Here is a 21,232-nt window from a genome sequence, read left to right as displayed (position 1 = left end):
ACTGTGTAGATGCCCGCCCCAACGGCCTCCACCGACGAATCACCATGCGTAAGCCACAAAAGGAAATCAACTAGTCCTCCCGGAATCTACGGCTTTCGCGAGGATCAGCTGAACCTCGGCCCGAACCTCGCCTGCCCGCATCATTGAGCATCCACATCTCGGGAACCACTATGACGTTGAGCGCATTTGACCTTTTCAGCATTGGCATCGGCCCTTCCAGTTCACATACCGTCGGCCCGATGCGAGCAGCGCTGCTCTTCATGGAGAGCCTGAGCCTGTCCGGCACACTGCAGCGAGTTGCACGAGTACGGGCAGAGCTGTTCGGCTCGCTCGGCGCGACCGGCCGCGGCCATGGCAGCGACAACGCGGTCCTGCTGGGACTCTTGGGGGAGCGACCCGAGGACGTGGACACCGATGCCGCCCCCGACCTCGTGGCCCAGATCCGCGCTCGAGGACGGATCCTCCTGTCGGGCGGGCACGAGATCGCCTTCAACGAGCACGCCGATCTCACATTGCACCGCCGCAAAACCCTTTCGGCACACCCTAATAGCATGACTTTCCATGCCTTCGACAGCGAAGGCGGAATACTCGCCACGCGCACCTACTACTCCGTCGGCGGAGGTTTCGTCCTCGCAGATTCCCCAGCGAACAGGCCCATGATCGTGCCGGACCCGACCCCTGTACGTCACCCCTTCCGTACCGCGGCGGAACTGCTGGGACACTGCCGTCGAGAACAAGTTCCGATCAGCGCGGTGATGCGACGCAACGAACACTACTGGCGTGCAGACCAGGAGATCGATGCAGGCCTGATGCACATCTGGCAGGTCATGACCGACTGCGTACGGCGGGGTTGCGCCCGCGACGGCGTGCTGCCGGGAAGTCTGAAGGTCCCGCGGCGGGCCAAGACCTGGCACGACAAGCTCTCCACCGAGGACGTCGACGGCGATCCCCTGGCCGTGACGGACTGGGTAAGCCTGTACGCGCTCGCGGTCAACGAGGAGAACGCCTCCGGCGGTCGCGTCGTGACCGCGCCGACTAACGGAGCTGCCGGGATAATCCCCGCCGTACTGCACTACTACCGGCGGTTCGTGCCCCACGCCAACGACGAGGGGGTCGTACGGTTCCTGCTCACAGCGGCCGCGATCGGTGTGGTACTGAAGGAGACTGGATCGATATCGGGCGCCGAGGTGGGCTGCCAGGGCGAAGTCGGGTCGGCCTGCGCGATGGCCGCCGCTGGCCTCACAGAAGTATGTGGTGGCAGTCCAGAACAAGTGGAGAACGCCGCCGAGATCGGATTGGAACACCACCTCGGGCTGACCTGTGACCCTGTCGGCGGACTGGTGCAGATTCCCTGCATCGAACGTAACGCCGTGGCAGCCAACCAAGCGATCAACGCCAGCCGAATCGCCCTGCGTGGCAACGGTAGGCACATTGTGACACTGGACAAAGCCATCAAGACCATGCGCCAAACCGGTGCCGACATGAAAACCAAATACAAGGAAACCGCCCGCGGCGGGCTGGCAGTCAACGTCATCGAATGCTGACATCCAGCAGAGGCCAATGCCCACGCGGTCGCTATCCCCGCCCGTACGGCGCCTCAGTGCGGACCCCCCGGACCCGACATTCGATGGATCCTGTGCACGAATGTCTCATCCAATGTCGGATAACTGCGGCCGGCCTGTTGGGCAAGATGAGCTGCGACAGCAGTGATGGAACATCAGAGGGAAGTGAAGAGTGGCGGCAACCCACGACTGGGAGCGATTTCGCCGATTCCTCACTTGGAACGAGCTAGTCGCCGGCGGCACCGTCACCCAGCCGTGCATCACCGGGAACGGAGCTGTCCGGTGGACAGACGGCGATGGCGTGACATGGCATCTAGACCCCATCACCGGTCGGCGTGGCGTCAGTGACGACCCCGACGGACAGAACCCGCAGCGGGATGCGCGGTGGGGACCACGTGAGATACGACCGCCCTCGTCCGAGGGGGCGCCGGCAGTGGGCGAGGCGCTTTCCCCTGACGGCATGCACGTCCTCACCGAGATCGACCACGAATTGGCCGTCCGTGATATCAGGACCGGCGCCACCCGCATACTCACCAGCGGTGGCAGCGCCGATCTGCCGTGGCGTGTCGACGCCCAGGCGGAGTCCCTGATCCCGGCACCTCCGGTGTGGTCCCCCGACGGATCGCGGGTCCTATCACTGCAGGCTGATCTGACCGGGCTCGACCAGTACCCACTCGTTGACTGGTCGACCTATCCCCCGGCGATCCAGATGCATCCATACCAGGTGGAAGGACGCCCCAGAAGAGCGCTCTCCCGAGCCGCTTTCGTGTCCGTCGCGACCGGTGAGATCGTGTTGGCCAAGGTGGAGGATGGAGCCCGGTTCCTGCCGTTGCGGTGGACTACCGATGGGGATGCCTTTCTCGCCATCACCTACATGCCCGACGGCATCCTCTCGGTGATCCGCCTGGACGCCGCCGACGGCACGAGCGAGACGATCGTCCAGGAGCGCATCATCGCACTCCACGCCTACCTGCCCGCGGCGTTGAGCGCTGCCCTCACACCAGTGCCGGATTTCGACGGGTTCGGCTGGACCTCAGACCGCGACGGCACGCTCCGGCTGTACGTGGCGCGCAGCGGTGGCGGCGACATGATCGCGGTGACCCCTGAGGGGACGCAGGTATCGCGGGTCGTCGGTCCCACCGCGGACGGCGGTGTCCTGCTGCTTGCACGCACCGATCCGAACCGGCCATACGACCTGCACATCTGCCGGACCGACGCGCGAGGCGCCTTCAAGGTGCTGACCGATCTGCCTGGGACACATGATGCCACCCTGCTCGGGGACGGCTCGCTCTTCCTGGACGCGCACTCGAGCCTGGACCGTCCACCGCGCACGGACCTGTGGAACGCCGATGGGACGCATGTCGCCATCCTCGAAACGGCGAACATCGCCGGAGTGAAACAATTGGGGCGCGGCGCTGCCGAGAGTTTCGTGGTGAAGGCCGCCGATGGAGTCACCGACCTCTATGGGGTGTTGTTCCAGCCACCCGGATTCGATCCGCGCCGCAGCTATCCGGTGATCGACTGCATCTACGCCGGGCCGCAGACGATCTCGCATCTCAATCGCTACAGTGATCCGCCCAAGCCGAGCGGGTCGGTCTGGACCTCCGCCGCGACCCTCGCGGAGGCCTTCGCTCAGCTCGGCTTCGTCGGCATCGTCCTGGACGCGCGAGGAACACCTGGCCGTGGCCGCTCCTTCCAGGAAGCAGCCGCCGACGAGTTCGGCACCATCGCGGTACGCGATCACGTGGCCGCCATCACGGGCCTAGCCGCCGAGCGACCGTGGCTGGATCCGACTCGCTGCGGCGCCATCGGACTGTCCTTCGGCGGCTACCACGCCGCCCGCTGCGGACTGCTCGCACCGCAAGTCTTCCGCGCGATCGTCGCGGCCGCAGGTCCCTATGACCTCGAGGTCATCGCACCCGGATGGTTCGAACGCCTGCTCGGCGCGTCCTACTCGGCCGACCCGCAGCGCTTCGCCGACGCCGGCCTCGTAACGCACGCAGCGGATTTCCGGTCCGAGCTCATGCTCGTGCACGGAACTCACGACGTCAACGTCCCCTTGGTGCACACTATGAGGTTCTCCGACGCGTTGATGCAGGCGGGAAGGCAACACGAACTGGTCATCCTCCAGAATGAGTCGCACCAGATCACCGGCACTCACCAGTTGTACGCACTCGAATCAGCGGCCAGGTTCTTCCTGCGCCATCTTCTGGCCTGAAATGCCGCTGACGGAGGAGACGACATGCAACGCGGCTACCAAGAACTCTTCATCGACGTGGGCCATGGCATTCACATCGCGGTGCGCGACTACCCTAGCAACGGCAGGCCACTGGTGCTATTGCATGGTGCCGGACTGAACCTCGCCCTGTGGGATGCCGTCGCCGACGTACTCGCCCACCGCTACCACTTGGTAGCACTCGACTTCCTCGGGCACGGCGCGTCATCCGTACCCGAGGGATTCACCCTCGAGGCCGATCTCGCCGCGTTGGAGCGCGTTATCGCCGAGCTCGGGCTGTTCCGGCCAGCCGTGATCGGGCACTCCTACGGAGGGATGCTCGCCGTACGGTACGCCGTCGACCATCCGGAGTGTCCGATAGTCATCAACATCGACGGCCACGGCGACGGACAGGCCGAGCACTACGCCGGCAAGACCCCGGAGGAGGTAGGGCGGTTCTGGACACAGCAGTACGAGGCGCTGCTCGCCTACCTCGACGGCGAGGATTCCGGATCGCATGAGCTACGCGAGACGCACCTGGCCCGCATGGGAGCCTACGCCGAGGCGCACGGCGTCGCGCCGGAAACGATATCCGCGTTGGCGAAGCGTTCGATCCAACGCGATCGCAGGGGCGGCTGGAACCGTAGGCCCGGAGCCGACTTGAGCGTGGACATGTATCGGCAACTGTCCCGACTGGACATGTTCGGGCTCTACCTGAAGGTACGGTGCCCGGTGGTTCTCGTGCTCGCGTTGAAACCGCCGTTGATCCCCGAGCCGGATGCGGACTTCATACGCGCGCATCGAGCAGGAATCGATAAAGCCTTCACTGAAATGGCGGCGACCATGCCCAACCTGCGACTACTCCGGACCGACGCTCGGCACCTGATGCCGATGGAGCGCCCGCACGAACTCTGCCAACTGATCGTGGACTGTTACCCCTAGCATCAATGTGCCCCCCGTGGGGTCCGCGGGCGGTCGGTGTAGGCGCGGTCGACGGCGAGGGTGCCGGCGGGCAGGCCGAGCGGGGCGCCTGCGGCTCGCCAAGCGCCTATTAGGCGGTCCCATTCTTCGTCAGGTGTGAAAGCCGCGCTGGACCCCGGGCTTGTCCGGGGTTCAAGCGCTTGTCGCGTCTGGAATCAGCCGGGATGTGCTTCGGCGTCGGCCTCACCGTGCTGCCTGCTCGGGGGGTCGAATCGGCGGGGGCGCAGAGGGGTGCCGAACGCCAATTCGCCGCCGATCCAGGCTGCCCTCGCGGTGAGGTCCTCATCCAGCCAGACCAGGTCGGCCTGCGCGCCGACCGCGATGCGGCCCAGGTCAGGGCGGGCAAGCAGGTCGGCCGGGCGCGTTGCGGCGGCGGTCACCGCGTCGGGAAGTGGCAGGCCCAGCCGGACTGCGTTGGCGAGCGCGCGGTCCAGTCGCAGCGTGGAGCCGGCGAAGGCCCCGTTGGCTGAGGTGGGTGGGCGGTCTGCCGTCGTGTGGATGGTCTGGTTGCCGAGTTGGTACCGGCCTGGCGTTGTGCCCGCCGCGGCCACGGCGTCCGTTACCAGGACCAGGCGTGAGGCCCCCGTGGCGAAGGCCAGCTGCGCGGCCTGAGGACTGAGGTGGTGGCCGTCGAGGACGAGGCTGAAGGACACTCGGGGGTCGACCAGGGTTTGGCCGATCACTCCGGGGTCGCGGTGATGAAACGGGCGTTGCGCGCTGTACAGGTGGGTGACGCATCGTGCGCCTGCGTCGATGGCGGCATGGGTTTGCGCCGCGGTCGCGTCGGTGTGCCCGAGCGAGACCAGGACGCCTGCCGAGGCGAGTTCTTCGATGGCTGTGAGCGCTGAGACCCTTTCGGGCGCGAGCGTGATCGCTGCCAGGGTTCCGGTCGGTGCGGCGTTGAGAAGAGCGCTGATGTGTTCCGGTTCGGGATCGCAGAAGAAGCTGGGGTTGTGGGCGCCCGCGTGCGCCGGGGAGAGAAACGGTCCTTCGACGTGGGCGCCGAGCAGGCGGGCCCGCGGAGTGCTCGACGGCGTGTTCATCGCCGTGTGGCACCGGCCGAGGGCTTGCGCCAGGTCGGGTATGGGCGCGCTCACGAACGCCGCAGCGAAGGAGGTCACGCCTGTCTCTGGCAGCCGCTGTGCGATGTGCTGCCAGCCGGCGGGGTCTGCGTGCGAGAAGTCGATGCCATGGTAGCCGTTGACCTGGAGGTCGATCAGGCCCGGGATCAGGGTTCCGTCTTCCAGTACCACATCCGCTTCTGCCGGATCGGCGGATGGGCGTACTTCGGTGAAGGCGCCGTTTTCGATGGTCAGGGCCACCGCAGCCCATTCTCGGCCGTCCACGATCGCGCGGCGGGCGAAGATCTTCTGCATGAATGCTCCTTCGTGGGTGGTCGCCCGGCTGGCTATTTGATCGCGCCTGCGGTCAGGCCGCCGACGAGGTGTTTCTCGATCATGGCGAACAGGATGACTACCGGCACGATCGCGATGACGGAGGCGGCGAAGAGCTGGTCCCAGTGTTGCTCGTAGCCGGTGACGTACGAGCTGAGTCCGACCGTCAGCGGCTTCTTGTCGTCGTCCTGCATGAGCGTGAGGGCTACCACGTACTCGTTCCATGCCGCGATGAAGGTGAAGGTGATCGCGGTCACCACGCCGGGCAGGACCAGCGGCAGCATGACGCGGAGAAGTGTCGCTGGGCGGCCGCAGCCGTCGAGCTCTGCGGCTTCCTCCACCTCCCGCGGGACCGAGGCGAAGAACCCGTGGAGGATCCAGATCGCGAACGCCAAATTGAAGGCGGCGTTGGTCACGATGATCGCGAAATAGGTGTTGATGAGGTTGACCTCGAAGTACTCGCGGTAGATCCCGACGACCAGGGACGCCGGCGAGAACATCTGTGTGACCAGCACTGTGAAAAGGAACGCGCCGCGGCCGGGGAAGCGGTGGCGGGCCGTGAAGTAGGCGGCCGGGACGGCGGCCAGGAGCACGATGGCGGTGGACGCGGCGGCGACGATGAGGGAGGTCTTGAGCCAGTTGCGAAAGCGTGCGTCGGTGGCTATGTCCGTGTAGGCCGCGAATGTCCAGTTGCGGGGAAAGAGGGTCGGCGGTGTCTGCAGCACGTCCGCGCTCGGGCGCAGCGAATCAAGGATCATGACCAGGTAGGGGCCGAGGAAGGCGACGGCGACGGCGAACCCGGTGACGGCGAGCACATAGCGGCGGGCCCTCTTCCACCCTCCTCTCGCCGGCGGGGCTGTGGGCGCGGCCGTCATGCCTCGGTCTCCTGCCATTTGACGATACGAAGGTAGGCCACGACCACGACGAGGATCAGCAGCACGTTGAAGACCCCGGCGGCGGCGGACTGGCCGATGTCGCGTTCGGCGCTCTTGAAGGCCAGCTTGTACATGAAGGTGATGGTCGTGTCGTGGGTGAAGCCGGGGTTGCGGTCGTTGAGTGTCCAGATGACGGGGAAGGAGTTGAAGAGGTAGATGACGTTGAGGACGATCGTGACGATCAGGGCCGGGCGCAGCAGCGGCAGCGTGATTCTGCGGTAGATCCTCCACGCGCCCGCCCCGTCGATGTGGGCGGCCTCGTACACGTCGCGGGGGATGGTGTTGAGCCCGGCCAGCAGCACGTACGTGCTGAACGGGATGGAGACGAAGACCCCGACGGCGATCATGGACGGCATCGTCCAGCGATCGTCGCCGAGGAAGTCGATCGGGCGGTCGATGATACGTGCGCCCATCAGCAGCCGGTTGAGGATGCCGTGGTAGTAGTCGTAGATCAACGTGAAGAGTCGGCCGGTGATCACCAGCGAGGCGGCCCACGGCACGATGACGGCCCACCGTACGAAGCGCCGGCCACTGAACTCCTTGGCGAGGAACTGGGCGAGGGCCAGGCTGATGACGATGGTGAGGGCGACGACGCCCAGGACCCAGACCACGGTGTTGGCCAGGACGGTGGGCAGAGCCGGCTGCTGGAGGACATGCGCGTAGTTGGCGGCTCCCGCGTCGCCGAGATGCAGTCCGGTGATCGAGTAGCGCGACAGCGATGCCCGGACCAGCTCGTAGGCGGGGTAGAGGACGACGCCGCCGATGAGCAGCAGCGCCGGCCCTAGCCAGAGAACCGATCTGAGCGGTGATACGCGACCTCGGGGCCGAGGTCGGCGTCGGCGGGTGGGCGGCGCCCGGTGCTCCTTCGGCCGATCCGTTGTGCGTGAGGCCTGGCCTGGCTCAGCCACCGGACTTGGCCAGCTTCTGCAGGTCGCCCAGCACGGCGGCGGGGTTGCCGCTCGGGGCGACCGCGGTTCCGATGTTCTGCTGTACCGCGATCTTGATCTTGTCCCATGTGGGGTCGTCGGTGGGGGTCAGGTGGATGTTGGGCAGGGTGTCCAGGTAGACCTTGAGGCCGGCGTCGGAGGCGAAGGCTTTGAGTCCCGATTTGGTCACCGGGAGGAAGCCTTCGGCTTTGATCCAGGTGTTCACTTGGTCGGGTTGGTAGTACAGCTCGTAGAACTTCTTGACGGCGTCCTGGTTCCCGGCCTTCTTGAAGGCCATCAGGTAGTCCGTGACGCCGTAGGTCTGGGGCGGGCCGCCGTCCTTGGTCGGCATGGCGGCCACCCCGTAGTTGATCTTCTTGTCCTGGTCCAGGGTGGTGGCGAACTGCGAGAGCCCGACGACCATGCCGGCTTTGCCTGAGGAGAAGAGTGAGAAGGCGCCGTCGGTGCGGTTCGTCTTGCCGGGGTTGTTCTGTGTGACTCGGTTTTTGGTCGACAGGTCCTTGAGGAACTGCAGTGTTTCGACGTTCCTGGCCGAGTTGATCGTCCAGTTGCCGTCGGTTTTCCAAGCGCCGCCGTTGTTGAAGGCCCAGATGGAGAACTCCGCTTGCGCCTCTTCGGGACCGAGAGGCAGGGCGTAGCCGACTGTTCCGTCACCGATGGCGGTGATCTTCTCGGCCGCCGACACGAACTCCGTCCAGGTGGTCGGAGGCGCCGTGATACCGGCCCGCCGGAACAGGTCCTTGTTGTAGAACATCGCCCGGCTGGACGCGAGGTCGGGGAAGCCGTACATCTTGCCGTTGTAGGTTCCGCTCTTGACGAAGGCGTCGATGAGATCGGCCTTGGTCGTGGCGGGCAGTACTTCGTCGGAGTTGTAGAGCAGCCCGTCCTTGGCGTAGCTGGCGTAGGCATTGAGGTTGAGGATGTCCGGCGGGCTGCCGTTCTGAATCATGGTGCTGGTCTGCTGGTCGATGTTGTCCCAGCCGATGATCTGCAGATTGATCTTGATGCCGGTCCGGGTCTGGTATTCCTTGGCGAAGGCGTCCCAGAACGTCTTCGTGTGGTCCTTGCTGTATTCCGCGATGACGACCTTCAGTTCCTTGACGCCGGCATCGCTGCCCGCGGGTGAGACATTGCCGGATCCGGTGCCGCCGCTGCACGCGGTGAGCAGAACCGATGCCGCGGCTGCGGCGAGCAAGGGGATGGCACTCTGCTTCTTCATCTGTTTCTCCTGTTCAGTTACGGGGGTGCTGCCGGGTGAGGGCGGCTGCGCCGGCGATGCCGGCATCGATGCCGAGGGCTGCGGGGACGATGTCGACCGCCGTCGTGCTTGGCAGGCCGCTCCCGTGGAAGGCATCGCGCAGTGGCGCCCAATAGGCTGGGCCGATCTGGGAGACGCCGCCGCCGACCACGACCCGTTGCGGGTCGATGACCGTGGCCAGCCCGGCCAGGGTTCTGCCCAGAGCTTCGGCCCCTTGGTTGAGCACAGTGATCGCGGCGGTATCGCCGCGACGTGCGCGTTCGGCCACGTGCCGCAGGTCGAGAGGGGGGTTGCGGCGGGTCAGCCGGGCGTACGCGGCAGCCATCGCCGGGCCGGAGGCGACGGTCTCCAGATGTCCTGTCCGTCCGCAACTACAGGCATCGCCGCCCGCTGCGGAGACCGGGACGTGACCGAGTTCGCCCGCGCCGTGATGAGCGCCGGTCAGCAGGCGGCCGTGGAGCACGAGTCCGCCGCCGACACTCGTTCCGACGCTGGCGTACAACACGTCGGATGCGCCGCGGCCGGCTCCGTAGCGGTGCTCCCCCAGGGCGAAGGCGTTGACGTCGTTGTCGACGACGACGTGTCTTCCCGAAGCCTGGCTGAGATCGTCGGCGAGCTCGGTTCCGGCCCAGCCGGGCATGGTGTCCGTGGCGGTGACGACGGACCCACGGCGGGAGTCGATCACGCCCGGGCTGCCGATGCCGATCGGCAGGTGCGAGCCTGCGGCTCCGGCGCCAAGAGTGCGGCACGTGTCGGCGATCAGGCCGATGATCGCCGATGGCCCCTGTCCGTGGGGTGTGGGAAGAGACATCCGGCGATGTACGAGGCCGCGCTCGTCCACGAGTCCCGCGGCGATTTTGCTGCCGCCGAGATCGACACCGATCGCGAACACGTCAGCCATGCGACCTCCCGTTCCGCCGGCCCACGACCGATGCCAGGGCACTGGCCAGGTGGTGCAGGCGTTATGCACGATTGCGTGCATCGCAGCATGCAGTCGGCGGATAATGTGCGTCAAGTGCTACATTGTGTGCATTTCTGGGTGCACGTAGGGAGAAGGTCATGCAGTCTGCGGCTCGTCGGCGTGCCTTGCTCGAACAGCTTCGGGCAACCGGTTACGTGGCAACGGGCGGGCTGGCACGCCAGTTCGGCGTCGACGGCTCCACCATCCGCCGCGACCTGGCGCACCTGGAGCGGGCGGGACTCATCAGACGCACGCGCGGCGGACTGCTCCCGGCCGAGCCGGCCGCCGCCATCGACGTCCCCTACGACGTGCGGCGTACAGCGGATCTGGCGGAGAAGGCCGCCATCGCCGAGGCAGCGGCCGATCTTGTCGAGAACGGCCAGTCCGTGATCCTGGACAGCGGTTCGACGGCTTACCAGCTTGCTCTGGCACTGCGCCGGCAGAAGAAGGCGATCTTCGTCGTCACCAACGATCTGATGATCGCCGTATGTCTCGCCAACGACCCCACGATCCGCGTACATGTGACGGGCGGATCTCCCATCGACACGGCGTACACGCTGGTCGGCCCATCCACAGTGACGGAGCTCGAAGGCCTGCACGCGGACTGGGCATTCCTCGGTGCCGAGGCGGTACATCACGAGGCCGGGATCACGAACATCAACATGGTCGAACTCCCGGTGAAGCGCGCCATGGTCAACGCCGCCGAACGGGTCGCCGTCATCGCCGCCAGCCCCAGATTCGGCAAGCGCGCCCTGGCGCCGGTGTGCTCTCTTGACGCCATCTCCTTGTTCATCACGGACGACGGGATCGCCGACGACGAGCGTGCGCACTACGGATCCCGGCTGCGCACGGTTCCTATAGCCACCCGACACGCCGAGACACCTGCAGAGGGGTAGCGACCTCCGGGAACGCAGACGATCAGGATGCGCGCAGTCGAAAGTGCACACATTCGCCTTATTGACGCACGCTTCCGTGCATGATGTGGTGTTCACCTGACGGTGCCCGCCGCGCTTCGCGTTCAGCCACAGCGCACAGCGGGCCGCATACCTGAGGAGACAGCCCACATCGTGTCCCAACACATTCGTCTCGGCGTCATCGGATGCGGACGCATCTCCCAAGCCGCTCATCTGCCGGCCATCGCGAAAGCCGAGAACGTCGAGCTCACGGCAGTGTGCGACGCGAGCGTCGCGGTGGCGGAGGCCATGGCCCGGCGCTACAGCGCGAGAGCCTTTTCCCGGCTTGACGACTTGCTCGACGCAGGTGTCGACGCCGTACTGATCGCGATCCCCGACCGATTCCATGCCGAAGTAGCGCAACTCGCGCTGCGGGCCGGCAAACACGTCCTCATCGAGAAGCCCATCGCCGCCACCATCGCCGAGGCCGAACAGGTGCGAGACCTGGCCGCTTCGGCGGGCCTCGAGCTGCAGGTGGCGAGTATGAAGCGGTTTGACCCCGGCGTGCAGTACGCCGCCGAAGCGGTCGCCAAGATCGGCCCTCTGCGCAGCGTCGTCGGCTGGTACCGCGTGATGTCACGGCTACGCGCGCCGATCGAAGCGACCCTCTTCCCTCCCTTGATCGTCGACCCCGCCGTGCAGTCACGCGAGCTGGAGTACAAGGCGGCCCACCGAGCCGAGCATCTGCTGGCCACCCACGGCATCCACACCGTCGACCTGCTGCGTTACCTGGCGGGCGATTACGAGATCCACAGCGCGGTTCTGTCCACCAACGAGCGCGACTACAGCTGGCATGCCCTGGGCCGCCTGCACGACGGAGCCGCGGTGAGCCTGGAGGTGACGGCCAGCGTCCATGCCGAATGGTCCGAAGGTTTCGACCTCTACGGCGACCACGGTCATGTCCGGCTGCGCTGCCCCTTCCCCTTCACCAAGCAGCCCAGCACCGTCAGGACCTTCGACGAGGCCACCCAAACCTACTCCGAACCGGTGTTCGGCGACAGCGACCCGTACGAACGCCAGGTCGAGTCCTTCGCCCAGGCCATCCTCCTGGGCAGGAGTGTCGACTCCACCGCTGGTGACGGCATCGAAGCCCTCAAGATCATCGAAGCGATCCGGGACGCCGCCGACCAGCCTGAGGACCATCGATGACACTCCGCGAGCCGCAAGGGGCGGCGCTCCCCGAGGTCGGCGTCTTCGCCCGCACGTTCCCCCGCGACACCGCCGCCGAGGTCGCGGACGCCGTCGCGGCGGCCGGCTTCACCCTCGCCCAGTTCAACTTCTCCGCGATCGCAACCCCAACTCTCGCACCGGATGTCTCCGCCGCGACCGTCGCCTCCGTGGGGCAGACCTTCCGTGACGCGGGAGTCAGCCTGTGGGGGCTGTCGGCCACCTACAACATCATCAACCCCGACCAGGCCCGCCGCACCGAGCAAACCCATGACGCTGCACGGCTGATCAGACTCTCACCCGCGCTCGAGGTCACCGCGGTGACGCTGTGCAGCGGAACGCGCAATGCCGACAACATGTGGGCAGACCACCCGGACAATCGATCCCCCGCAGCCTGGGCCGACCTGCGCACCACCCTCGACACCCTCCTGGAAGCCGCCGCCGAGGCGGGTGTCACACTCGGCATCGAACCGGAACCAACCAACGTCATCGACTCCGCCGAACGCGCCCTGCGGCTCATCACCGAACTCGGAGCGGACGCCCGCCACGTCGGCATCGTCCTCGACCCCGCCAACCTCGTCACGGCGCGAACCCTCGACCACCAACGAGACATCTTCGACGAAGCCTTCGACCTGCTCGGCGAGCACATCATCGGCCTGCAGGCCAAGGACCTCACCGCCGCCGGGCCCGCACCGCTGGGCCGCGGCGAACTCGACCACTCGCTCATCTGCGACCGCGCTCTCCAACTCGACCATCCGGTACCCATCATCATCCAGGACGCCGCCGACCACGACGCCGCCCGAGCCGGGACGTACCTCCGCGAACAGCTCGACACCGCAGGTCGAACACGGAGAGATCCGTGAACACGCTCTCGTCCGCAGACAGCTACGTCCAAGCAGCCCAGGTGATACATATACGTGCAAGCGCGCCGGCTGCCGGCACCCTCGTGCTGGTGCACGGCCTGGGCGGCGACACCACCCAGTTCGACGCCTTCCTGCCCCATCTGACCAGGCTCCCCTACGATGTGCTGCTGCCGGACCTGCGTGGCCACGGCAAGACCACGCTGACCGGAGACGCGGGCGACTTCACCTTCCAGCAGTTCAGCGCCGACCTCGCGGCGCTGCTGACCGCCCGCTCCATCCCCCGGCCGCTCGTCGGCGTCGGCATCTCCATGGGTGCCGGAGTCCTGGCCGCGCTGGCGATCCAGGAGCCCCAGCTGTTCGGTGGGCTCGTCTTCATCAGGCCCGCCTGGGAGGACCGGCCCGACCCCGGCAACCTGCGCGCGTTCAGGGTCATTGCCGACCTTCTCGCCACGCGCGACAATGCCGCCGCCGCTGCGGAATTCGCCCGATCCGCCGTCTACCAGGCCATACGCCGGGAATCCGAGACCGTTGCGAACAGCCTGATGGACCAGTTCGCCGCCCCGCACGCAGCCGCGCGGCACGTTCGGCTCGCGCGGATGCCCATGTCCGCCCCCTTCGCCGACCTGGCCGATCTCCAGCGCATCCGGGTGCCTGTCGCGGTCATCGGAACCCGGCACGACCCGCTGCATCCGCTGGACATCGCACGCGACTGGGCCGATTCGTGCCACACCACGCTGCACGTCGTACCGCCGAGACAAGCGTCCGATGACCGTTACGTCACCGAATCCGCCGCGATCATCGCGACCGTCGCCGGCCAAGTCCGCGACTGCTCTTCGAAAGGACCCCTGTCGTGACTTCCAGGTTTCACGCCATCTTCGGACCGGGAACGAAGCCCCTCATCGCCATGGCCCACGTGCCGGCGCTCCCCGGAACCCCGCTGTACGACGAGAAGGAAGGCATCTCCGGCCTGATCCGCCGTGTCCGCCAGGATGTGGCGGTCCTCGTCGATGCCGGCTTCGATGCGATCCTCTTCTGCAACGAGAACGACCGCCCCTACGAACTGAACGCCGGACCCGAATCCGCGGCGGTCATGGCCCGGGTCGTCGCCGAATGCCGCCCCGAAGCGATTCCCTTCGGCGTCGACTTCCTGTGGGACCCGCGCATCGCGCTCGCCGCCGCCGTCGCTTGTGAAGCCTCATTCATCCGTGAGGTGACAACCGGCGTGTGGGAATCCGACATGGGACTCTGGAACACCAACCCTGCGCACACGCTACGTGAACGCCGTCGGCTCCACGCAGACGGCCTCGGGATCTTCATGAACATCACACCCGAGTTCGCCTCGCCCATCGGAAATCGCCAGGCGCCGGAAACAGCTCGTTCAGCCGTCATCTCCAGTCTCGCCGACGCGATCCTGGTGTCCGGTCCCATGGCAGGAGCAGGCCCCGACCTGTCCACCGTGCAGGCCGTGCGTGAGGCGGTGCCGGCTGACGTTCCGGTCCTTCTCAATACCGGCGCCAAGCGGGGTACCATCCGAGAGTTCCTCTCCGTCGCGGACGGCTGCATCGTCGGCAGCGACCTCAAGATCGACGGCTACACCTGGAATGCCGTGGACCCGGCCCGAGCCACCGAATTCGTCAAGATAGCCCGCTCTCTCTGAGGATTACCTCTAAACGGTGTCTTGCGGGGCCGCCCCAGACAGTTCGGTAGACCCGGCGACCTCGCCGGGTCCCTCGTTCACGACCAGGAACTGGGCAGCGACTCTCCTGGTAAAAGGGTGTGGCCGGTGGCGGCGCGATCGTCCCTGTCAAATGACGAAGCTGTCTCCAGGCACATACGACCAGCATTGGTCCCAGTGAAGGTATTTGCGTGGCCGGGCTGGACTGTGCGTCGTGCTGCTATGGTCCGCCCGTCGCGCCCCGGGCACTGCGATGAGCACCATGACCGCCGCCGCGTCCCGCCTCAGAGCAGCTCGCCTCGGTTGCGCAGGAGCGGGGCCTCGGCATCACCGGAAAGGGGTGGCGACGCTCAGCCAACCTGGTGGAGGTCAAGGCCCATGATTACCCTTTCTCCTCCTGCCGCACCAATTCCAATTGGAGTCGTGGACATAGACGAGCTGCCGGGCACCCACGACCTTGCAGGTTAACTGAGCAGCTGGCCGCTTGCGCGGATGCCACCGTGGTGAGGCTGTCGACGAAAGCCATCGGATAGCCATCGCCGCGATCGACGCCGGGGCCCCATCTGGTTCCCTAGGCATTCTTGCATTCGGTTTCTCCTTCGTTCCGATGCTCGGGTTTCGGCTGCGTGCTGGACAGCGACTAGTTCAGGATGTGCGAGGGCCACCTTCGATCCCTCACGCTGGAGCGCGCGTACATCGACGGTTGAGGCCCCGCCCTTCAGGAAGCCCCGTAGTTCAACACGTCCTGGGGAAGGGACTCCGTCGACGTGGCCGTCGCGCCGCGCCCGTGTGGTGGCGTGTCCGAGCCAGACGCCTGACCCCCACCTCGGCCGCGGACACCTCTGGCTTCGAACCGGCGATGCGCATCGGCCGCATGCTCGGGCGGGTGGCACGTCGGCCACCCGCAAATGTGAGCACGCCCTGCTCGGCCTGCTTACGCAGGCGATCCAGGCATGGCGGTGTCTTTGGCGTGGTCCGGGACGCGCACACGATGCAGGGTGAAGCGGGTCTCCGCATCCCAGGCCCGGGAGTTGGGCACCCACCATCTGGCCGCCGTCCCGGACTCCGGGCGCCACCAGTTCGTCCCGCAACGCCCCGTCGACTCCGCCGGTGACAATTGCCTGAAACCGGTCGGCGACATCGTCGCCGCGACGGGCCACTGCACCGGCTCCGAGCTCGCGAATCAGGTCCCGTCGGCGGCCAAGGCGTCCACGATCACCGTATGCCATCAGCCTTGGCCCGTTGGATCACCTAGCCGGCGAAGGACCTTGCTGGTCCGGTGACGGCCAACGTCTGCCCTGGGGCGAGCCCCAGCCGATCGAGTGCGATCCCTGCGGTCAAGCCCGTTCATCGGCGGCGTGCAGGAGGCAGGCAGCACGGGTGCATCAAGCGGTGGTGCACCCGAGGCCGTGAGATTATCCAAATTCGTCTGTGTGCTGTCGAAAGAGATTTGCTAGGTCCGATCGGCGAACGTGCCGGTCATGTGATGGGCGAACGGTTGTCTCGGTCGCGATGATTGTGGCCAGTCGAGCGCCCTGGACCCACGACATATGATTCGCCAAGCCATAGAGCAGCCCCGCGTTGAAGCAGTCGCCGGCACCCGTCGTCTCAGTGGACGGTAGCGCTCGCGCGGGGACAGCGAATTCCTCTCCGGGGCCAACACCTATGCAGCCTGCGGGGCCAAGCTTGGCGATGATCCAACCGCCCGATGATGCGTGAAGGGCTCTGGCCGCTGCCCATGGATCCGAGTGGCCACCGATGACGGACAGCTCCTGCGCATTCGGCAGGAAGACGTCCACGTGTGGGAGCAAGGATCGCAGCCGGTCAACAGTGCCCGGTTTCCATCCATCCGGGTCTGATCCCGGGTCGAAAAGGGTACACCCGTCGTTGGCCTTGACCGCGCGCAACATGTCCTCGGTGGGCTGCCCGTGCAGGGCTGGCGTGGTGAAGTACCCCGTCAAGAGCACGAAGTCGGCGGTCAGGGCATCGTCGGGAAGGATGTTCCGGTCGAAGTGCCGCAGATGTCCTTCCACTGTCAGGAATCCCCGGTCGCGGAACTGGCTCTCGACGGCGATGGTGGCGGATGTAGGGCTCTTCGGGGTTCGAAGGATATGAGAGCAATCGGCGCCGGCCCGCTCAAGCAGGTCGGTGACCAAGGCCGCAACGGCGTCGTCGCCGAGCGATCCGTAGAGTTCGTGCCGCACGCCGAGGGCAGCCAGGGCCATGGCGGTGTTCCCCGCCCCGCCGCCGGGACGCACACTTATACTGTCGATCACTACCTCTGTTCCCGGAGGAGGCAGGCGATCAACGGAGGAGGCGATGATGTCGAGTCCCACGTTGCCGATGATGCTGATTCTGGACATGTCAGGGTCCTCTGCGTTGTGTTACCGGGCCTCAGTCGGTGATTGGATCCCCTCGCAGCCGACCGGGCGCGCGTAGCCTGACGACAACCGCGTAGGCAACGAATATCGCCAGCGTGGCGAGCGCGGCGATGACCACGCTTTTCCCCAGACGAAAGTCTGAGTCCCACAGCGCCAGGAAGAAACTGCGGTAGATGACGTAGAGATTGAGGACGATGCCCGCCACCGGGAGGATCGCATTACTGAGCCAGCGCCTGCGCGCCCGCGCGATCCTGGCGAAGAACAGCAGATTGGCAAGGTTGACAGCGCTGTAGAGGATGAGGGCGAGGAATACGACGACCTGGGACCACCAGACGAATGCGTCCACGGCGTTCCCAAGGAGGACGAGCATCCCGCCGGCGCCGGATGCGCTCACCAGGTAGACCAGCGTCATGGCGTTGTGAGGTACGCGTGAACGGGGGTGGAGGCGTGCCAGCGGGCTGGGAAGCAGGTCCTGTCGCGCGATCGCGTAGATCATCCGCGAGGCGCCCAGCACCGTCGCCACATAAATGCCGGTCAAGGCTGTCATCGCAGTGATGATGATCAATATGTGACCCCATCCCCAGTAGTCGCGGGCCATGGGCGTTACCGCGGTCAACCCCATGGCGTTGTACTTGCTCACGGTCGACGGGGGCTCGGAGAGCGCGAAGGCCCAGGTCGCGAAGACCCACACCAAGCCCACGAGGCTGACGGCGAGCAGCGTGGCCTTGGGGAGAAGGCGCCTGGGTGCGTGTGCTTCCTCCGCTAGGGTGGAGATGACGTCGAAGCCGGTGAAGGACAAGACGCCCAGGAGCACCGCGGTCCAGAACGCCGGCAAGCCACCCTGCCCCTCGGAGACCAGGAACGGGCTCAGACTGAGTTCGTGATCGATTCCTCGCGTGATGAGGATCGTCGCACACAGAGCGAGCAGTACCGCCGTCTCGATGATCAGGAAGGTGACCGCTGACTTGGTCGATGCCTGGATGCCTCGGTAGGTCATCATGCAGACGACGACGGTGACGAGTGCGGCTCCGAACAGCAGGGTCCAGGTCCCTGTTTCCACTCCGACAGCCCGCAGTAGGTCATTGAAGAAGAGACCGAACAGCAGCGGCTGCAGGATCACTTGAGTGATGTAGTACGCGATTGCCACCAGGCCCACCAGCAGTCCGGCGATCGGACTCGACGTTCGCCACGTCCAGGTGAAGGCCGCGCCGGTGGAGGGCATCTCTCGGTTGACGATGATGTAGCTGAGCGCATTGGGCAATGAGATGATCAATGCGGCCAGGAAGACAAGTGGGACAATCTGCCCAACCATGCCCTCCATTGGGCCCCATGTGCCATAGATCCCCATCGCCGGTGACATCATCACCGCGCCAAGGACCGTCAGCCCGACGAGTCCGACGGCGTTAGGCCGCAGGCCTCCAGATCTCGCGGGGTGTGAGGTTTGCGGGCTGTCGGGCGAGGATGAATAGGTCATCGCTCGGCCTCTCTTTCGGCCGTTCTGCGTGTCAAGCGCCAGCGCACGAAGCGCATGCGCGAATGCGCTCAACTATGATGTTCCAGGAGCTTGTATCGCACGGAATGCGGTGTCAATGCACGAAAGCGTGCGGCGATAAATGCACGCTTTCGAAGGGAGGCCTGATGTCCTCAACGGATCGCCGAAGGGTACTGCTCGAGCGCGTGCAGGCTGAAGGGTATGTCAGCGTCAAGGGGCTCGCTCGCGAGCTGTGTGTGGATAGCTCGACGATCCGCCGAGATCTGGCCCATCTCGAGCGAGCTGGTCTGATCAAACGCACCCGAGGCGGGCTGCTGCCAGCCAGTCCGGCTGAGGCGATCGACGTTCCTTACAATGTGCGGCGCGTGGAGCGCGTATCGGTCAAGAAGGCACTTGCCCAGGCGGCGGCCGAGCTGGTCGACGACGGGCAGTGCGTGATCGTCGACAGTGGTTCGACGATGTACCAGATAGCCTGTGCGCTGTGGGGAAAGCGCAACCTCACAGTGGTCACCAATGACCTGATGGTGGGTGTGCGCACGGCCGGGCATCCGACGAACCGCCTGCACGTCACCGGCGGCTTCCTGGTCGACACCGTCTATACCCTCGTCGGGCCCCTTGCCGTCGACAGCCTTACCCGCCTGCACGTCGACTGGGCATTCATCGGAGCCGAGGCGGTCCATCCGCAGGCGGGCATCACCAACATCAACCTCATTGAGGTGCCGGTCAAGCAAGCGATGATCGCCGCCGCTGACCGTGCTGTACTCGTGGCCGACAGCTCCAAGTTCGGCCACCGGGCCCTCGCCCATGTCTGCCAGCTTTCAGAGCTTGCGATGATCCTCACCGACGATGAGCTCGCCGCCGGCGAGCGAAGCTCCTACGGCGCAGGGCTGAGGTGCATCCCTGCCTCATCTCCGTGCAATCCGTGATGCACGCTCGCGCGTATTGACTGCGCGAATTAGCGCATGCTGTGCTTGATACGTGCAGAAGTATAGAGCTCGGGATCGAGCAGACCGGCGGCAGCAGGATCGCTCTGGCTGCTGCCTGTTCGGCCCCGACCAAGGCTGAGGGTGTACAGCTAGCCCTAGTGGAGAACCGCCTCTCCAACGAGGTCGCTTGACGGCATCGGGTTCAGGCCCATTCTTCGCTGGAGTCGCTCGGATACCGGCGCCCTGCTTATCGCAGTTCGCTCGGCACAGGTATCTGGACAACGAGGGAAACTCACCCCGGTAGGAAAAATGTCCTTACCGGTCTCTGAGACAGCATTCACCGGGCTTCTGCTGAAAGCCGTGCTCAGGGGAGGACCCTATGACTACAACTTGCGCTAACTGCGACATCGCTAGCCTCATGAGCAACATGGTGGAGCAAGTGCACGCACAGCAGCGGCAATTCGTCACCGATGCCTCACACGAACTGCGTACCCCTCTCACAGGGCTCCGACTGCGCCTTGAGGAGGCGCGGATGCATCCCAGCCAGACAGATCTTTGCGAGCTCATCCGCCACACCTTGCGGCAGGTGGACCGAATCCAGGACATCATCAGCGACCTGCTCGTGCTCGTAAGGCTGGACGTCGGCGCCAATGACGTGCCTGTGATCTTCGACTTGGCCGACTTCGTTGTGGACGAGGTCGGTAAGCGAGCCGACGGCCTACCCATTCACCTGAATCTGGAGCAGGGCTTGATCGTGGATGGCATGATAGGCGATCTTGCCCGTTTGCTGGGCAACCTGCTGGACAACGCGCAGCGACACGGAAGATCGGCAGTGCAGGTGACGGTCCGCAGCGAGGAGGACAAGGTCGTCGTCACCGTTGACGATGACGGGCCAGGCATACCCGCCGAGGAGCGCGACAGGGTATTCGGCCGCTTTTCTCGGACCGATAGCGCTCGCAGCCGCCAGCTCGGCGGGGCTGGGCTTGGACTGGCGATCGCCCAGGGCATCGCACGCGCTCACAACGGCACCCTGACCGTCCGGGCCTCTGATATGGGAGGCGCTCAGCTCATGCTGCAGCTTCCACGCTTCAGCTCATCAAGATGACAGAGACGAAGCGGCGGCACCCCAGTCAGACGTCAGAGCCTGTGCGCCACATCGTACGTGGTAGGTCTGAATCGCTCCGGTTTCGGTGGAGACCTCCACCGAAACCGGAGCACACCAAAAGACTCCACCGAATCCGGAGCGATTCACATCCTCTTTCCTGACTTCCTGAAATGGAGGGCTCCCCAATGACAGAGATGCGAGGGGCCGCCACCCTGACCGCGGTCACGACCACCATCGACCGGCTCGACACCGCCCGGCCAGCAGGAGAGATCAGATCGTTCACACGAGGATTCAAAGGACCGAGACCATGTGCCAGCACCAGCCACCCTGTCCATCCGCAGACGCCATCGATCATGACGCGGCGCGTCTGGTGGCCTACCACCCAGAGCAGGGTTGGGGTCTGCTCTGCAACGGTGT

18 protein-coding genes are annotated in these 21,232 nt (G+C 65.6%); 11 read left to right on the top strand and 7 right to left on the bottom strand.

Features of this window, described 5'->3' with window-relative positions; translation table 11 throughout:
• Nucleotides 1-170 precede the first annotated feature (170 nt).
• From ACGFJ2_RS58135 to ACGFJ2_RS58125, 3 genes are all read left to right on the top strand, one after another.
• Complete coding sequence (locus ACGFJ2_RS58135; protein WP_393483861.1) at nt 171-1,544, top strand: L-serine ammonia-lyase; 1,374 nt, start codon at nt 171-173, stop codon at nt 1,542-1,544.
• 190 nt (nt 1,545-1,734) lie between these two features.
• Complete coding sequence (locus ACGFJ2_RS58130; RefSeq protein WP_393483858.1) at nt 1,735-3,780, top strand: prolyl oligopeptidase family serine peptidase; 2,046 nt, start codon at nt 1,735-1,737, stop codon at nt 3,778-3,780.
• Between the two features lie 24 nt (nt 3,781-3,804).
• A complete protein-coding gene (locus ACGFJ2_RS58125) occupies nt 3,805-4,719 on the top strand; it encodes an alpha/beta fold hydrolase (RefSeq protein ID WP_393483855.1) in 915 nt (304 codons plus the stop codon).
• A gap of 194 nt (nt 4,720-4,913) precedes the next feature.
• Here the strand turns inward: ACGFJ2_RS58125 and nagA are convergent, their stop codons facing one another.
• The 5 genes from nagA to ACGFJ2_RS58100 are packed head-to-tail and all read right to left on the bottom strand — an operon-like array spanning nt 4,914 to nt 10,193.
• Nucleotides 4,914-6,134 (bottom strand): N-acetylglucosamine-6-phosphate deacetylase, encoded by a 1,221-nt coding sequence (nagA, locus tag ACGFJ2_RS58120; protein ID WP_358205678.1) that lies wholly within the window; start codon nt 6,132-6,134, stop codon nt 4,914-4,916.
• A gap of 32 nt (nt 6,135-6,166) precedes the next feature.
• Complete coding sequence (locus ACGFJ2_RS58115; protein ID WP_393483852.1) at nt 6,167-7,027, bottom strand: carbohydrate ABC transporter permease; 861 nt, start codon at nt 7,025-7,027, stop codon at nt 6,167-6,169.
• The gene (locus tag ACGFJ2_RS58110) at nt 7,024-7,995 is read right to left on the bottom strand and encodes a carbohydrate ABC transporter permease (protein ID WP_393483849.1); all 972 of its coding nucleotides are present in this window, start codon (nt 7,993-7,995) and stop codon (nt 7,024-7,026) included. The genes ACGFJ2_RS58115 and ACGFJ2_RS58110 overlap by 4 nt, the downstream gene beginning before the upstream one ends.
• Complete coding sequence (locus ACGFJ2_RS58105) at nt 7,988-9,253, bottom strand: extracellular solute-binding protein (protein ID WP_393483846.1); 1,266 nt, start codon at nt 9,251-9,253, stop codon at nt 7,988-7,990. The genes ACGFJ2_RS58110 and ACGFJ2_RS58105 overlap by 8 nt, the downstream gene beginning before the upstream one ends.
• A 13-nt stretch (nt 9,254-9,266) precedes the next feature.
• Complete coding sequence (locus ACGFJ2_RS58100; protein ID WP_393483843.1) at nt 9,267-10,193, bottom strand: ROK family protein; 927 nt, start codon at nt 10,191-10,193, stop codon at nt 9,267-9,269.
• 158 nt (nt 10,194-10,351) lie between these two features.
• Here ACGFJ2_RS58100 and ACGFJ2_RS58095 point away from each other — a divergent pair, with 158 nt between their 5' ends.
• The 5 genes from ACGFJ2_RS58095 (at nt 10,352) to ACGFJ2_RS58075 (ending at nt 14,893) form a co-directional block, all read left to right on the top strand.
• Nucleotides 10,352-11,149 (top strand): DeoR/GlpR family DNA-binding transcription regulator, encoded by a 798-nt coding sequence (locus ACGFJ2_RS58095; protein WP_393483840.1) that lies wholly within the window; start codon nt 10,352-10,354, stop codon nt 11,147-11,149.
• Nucleotides 11,150-11,320: 171 nt separating this feature from the next.
• The gene (locus ACGFJ2_RS58090; RefSeq protein ID WP_393483837.1) at nt 11,321-12,355 is read left to right on the top strand and encodes a Gfo/Idh/MocA family protein; all 1,035 of its coding nucleotides are present in this window, start codon (nt 11,321-11,323) and stop codon (nt 12,353-12,355) included.
• Nucleotides 12,352-13,236 carry a sugar phosphate isomerase/epimerase family protein gene (locus tag ACGFJ2_RS58085; RefSeq protein WP_393483834.1) on the top strand — a complete coding sequence of 295 codons (885 nt, stop codon included), beginning with the start codon at nt 12,352-12,354 and terminating at the stop codon, nt 13,234-13,236. Before ACGFJ2_RS58090 ends, ACGFJ2_RS58085 begins: the two co-directional genes overlap by 4 nt.
• Entirely contained in the window at nt 13,233-14,090 is an 858-nt protein-coding gene (locus ACGFJ2_RS58080) for an alpha/beta fold hydrolase (protein WP_393483831.1), read from the top strand. The genes ACGFJ2_RS58085 and ACGFJ2_RS58080 overlap by 4 nt, the downstream gene beginning before the upstream one ends.
• Entirely contained in the window at nt 14,087-14,893 is an 807-nt protein-coding gene (locus tag ACGFJ2_RS58075) for a BtpA/SgcQ family protein (RefSeq protein WP_393483828.1), read from the top strand. Before ACGFJ2_RS58080 ends, ACGFJ2_RS58075 begins: the two co-directional genes overlap by 4 nt.
• A 1,433-nt stretch (nt 14,894-16,326) precedes the next feature.
• Here ACGFJ2_RS58075 and ACGFJ2_RS58070 read toward each other — a convergent pair.
• Entirely contained in the window at nt 16,327-17,274 is a 948-nt protein-coding gene (locus tag ACGFJ2_RS58070) for a carbohydrate kinase family protein (protein WP_357961570.1), read from the bottom strand.
• A 31-nt stretch (nt 17,275-17,305) separates the two neighbouring features.
• On the bottom strand, nt 17,306-18,766 hold the full coding sequence (locus ACGFJ2_RS58065) for an APC family permease (RefSeq protein WP_393483825.1): 1,461 nt from the start codon (nt 18,764-18,766) through the stop codon (nt 17,306-17,308).
• Between the two features lie 164 nt (nt 18,767-18,930).
• Between ACGFJ2_RS58065 and ACGFJ2_RS58060 the strand changes: the two genes are divergently transcribed.
• From ACGFJ2_RS58060 to ACGFJ2_RS58050, 3 genes are all read left to right on the top strand, one after another.
• Nucleotides 18,931-19,710, top strand: coding sequence for a DeoR/GlpR family DNA-binding transcription regulator (locus ACGFJ2_RS58060; protein ID WP_357961563.1), 780 nt, complete (start codon nt 18,931-18,933; stop codon nt 19,708-19,710).
• A 418-nt stretch (nt 19,711-20,128) separates the two neighbouring features.
• On the top strand, nt 20,129-20,815 hold the full coding sequence (locus ACGFJ2_RS58055; protein ID WP_357961560.1) for a HAMP domain-containing sensor histidine kinase: 687 nt from the start codon (nt 20,129-20,131) through the stop codon (nt 20,813-20,815).
• 307 nt (nt 20,816-21,122) lie between these two features.
• The coding region (locus tag ACGFJ2_RS58050; RefSeq protein WP_393483896.1) for a DUF5999 family protein at nt 21,123-21,232 on the top strand (110 nt) is incomplete at its 3' end.

It is taken from the genome of Nonomuraea sp. NPDC049028 (genome assembly GCF_043197735.1).
Classification (GTDB): Bacteria; Actinomycetota; Actinomycetes; order Streptosporangiales; family Streptosporangiaceae; genus Nonomuraea.
Note: the sequence above shows the minus strand (reverse complement) of the source record. Positions and strands in the feature narration are given on the sequence as shown.

Bases quoted from the DNA above. Each gene is read 5' to 3' on its own strand.
- ACGFJ2_RS58135 (WP_393483861.1), top strand. From the start codon at position 171: ATGACGTTGAGCGCATTTGACCTTTTCAGCATTGGCATCGGCCCTTCC.
- ACGFJ2_RS58055 (WP_357961560.1), top strand. From the start codon at position 20,129: ATGAGCAACATGGTGGAGCAAGTGCACGCACAGCAGCGGCAATTCGTC.
- ACGFJ2_RS58060 (WP_357961563.1), top strand. From the start codon at position 18,931: ATGTCCTCAACGGATCGCCGAAGGGTACTGCTCGAGCGCGTGCAGGCT.
- ACGFJ2_RS58085 (WP_393483834.1), top strand. From the start codon at position 12,352: ATGACACTCCGCGAGCCGCAAGGGGCGGCGCTCCCCGAGGTCGGCGTC.
- ACGFJ2_RS58105 (WP_393483846.1), bottom strand. From the start codon at position 9,253: ATGAAGAAGCAGAGTGCCATCCCCTTGCTCGCCGCAGCCGCGGCATCG.
- ACGFJ2_RS58115 (WP_393483852.1), bottom strand. From the start codon at position 7,027: ATGACGGCCGCGCCCACAGCCCCGCCGGCGAGAGGAGGGTGGAAGAGG.
- ACGFJ2_RS58100 (WP_393483843.1), bottom strand. From the start codon at position 10,193: ATGGCTGACGTGTTCGCGATCGGTGTCGATCTCGGCGGCAGCAAAATC.
- nagA (WP_358205678.1), bottom strand. From the start codon at position 6,134: ATGCAGAAGATCTTCGCCCGCCGCGCGATCGTGGACGGCCGAGAATGG.
- ACGFJ2_RS58070 (WP_357961570.1), bottom strand. From the start codon at position 17,274: ATGTCCAGAATCAGCATCATCGGCAACGTGGGACTCGACATCATCGCC.
- ACGFJ2_RS58125 (WP_393483855.1), top strand. From the start codon at position 3,805: ATGCAACGCGGCTACCAAGAACTCTTCATCGACGTGGGCCATGGCATT.
- ACGFJ2_RS58095 (WP_393483840.1), top strand. From the start codon at position 10,352: ATGCAGTCTGCGGCTCGTCGGCGTGCCTTGCTCGAACAGCTTCGGGCA.
- ACGFJ2_RS58065 (WP_393483825.1), bottom strand. From the start codon at position 18,766: ATGACCTATTCATCCTCGCCCGACAGCCCGCAAACCTCACACCCCGCG.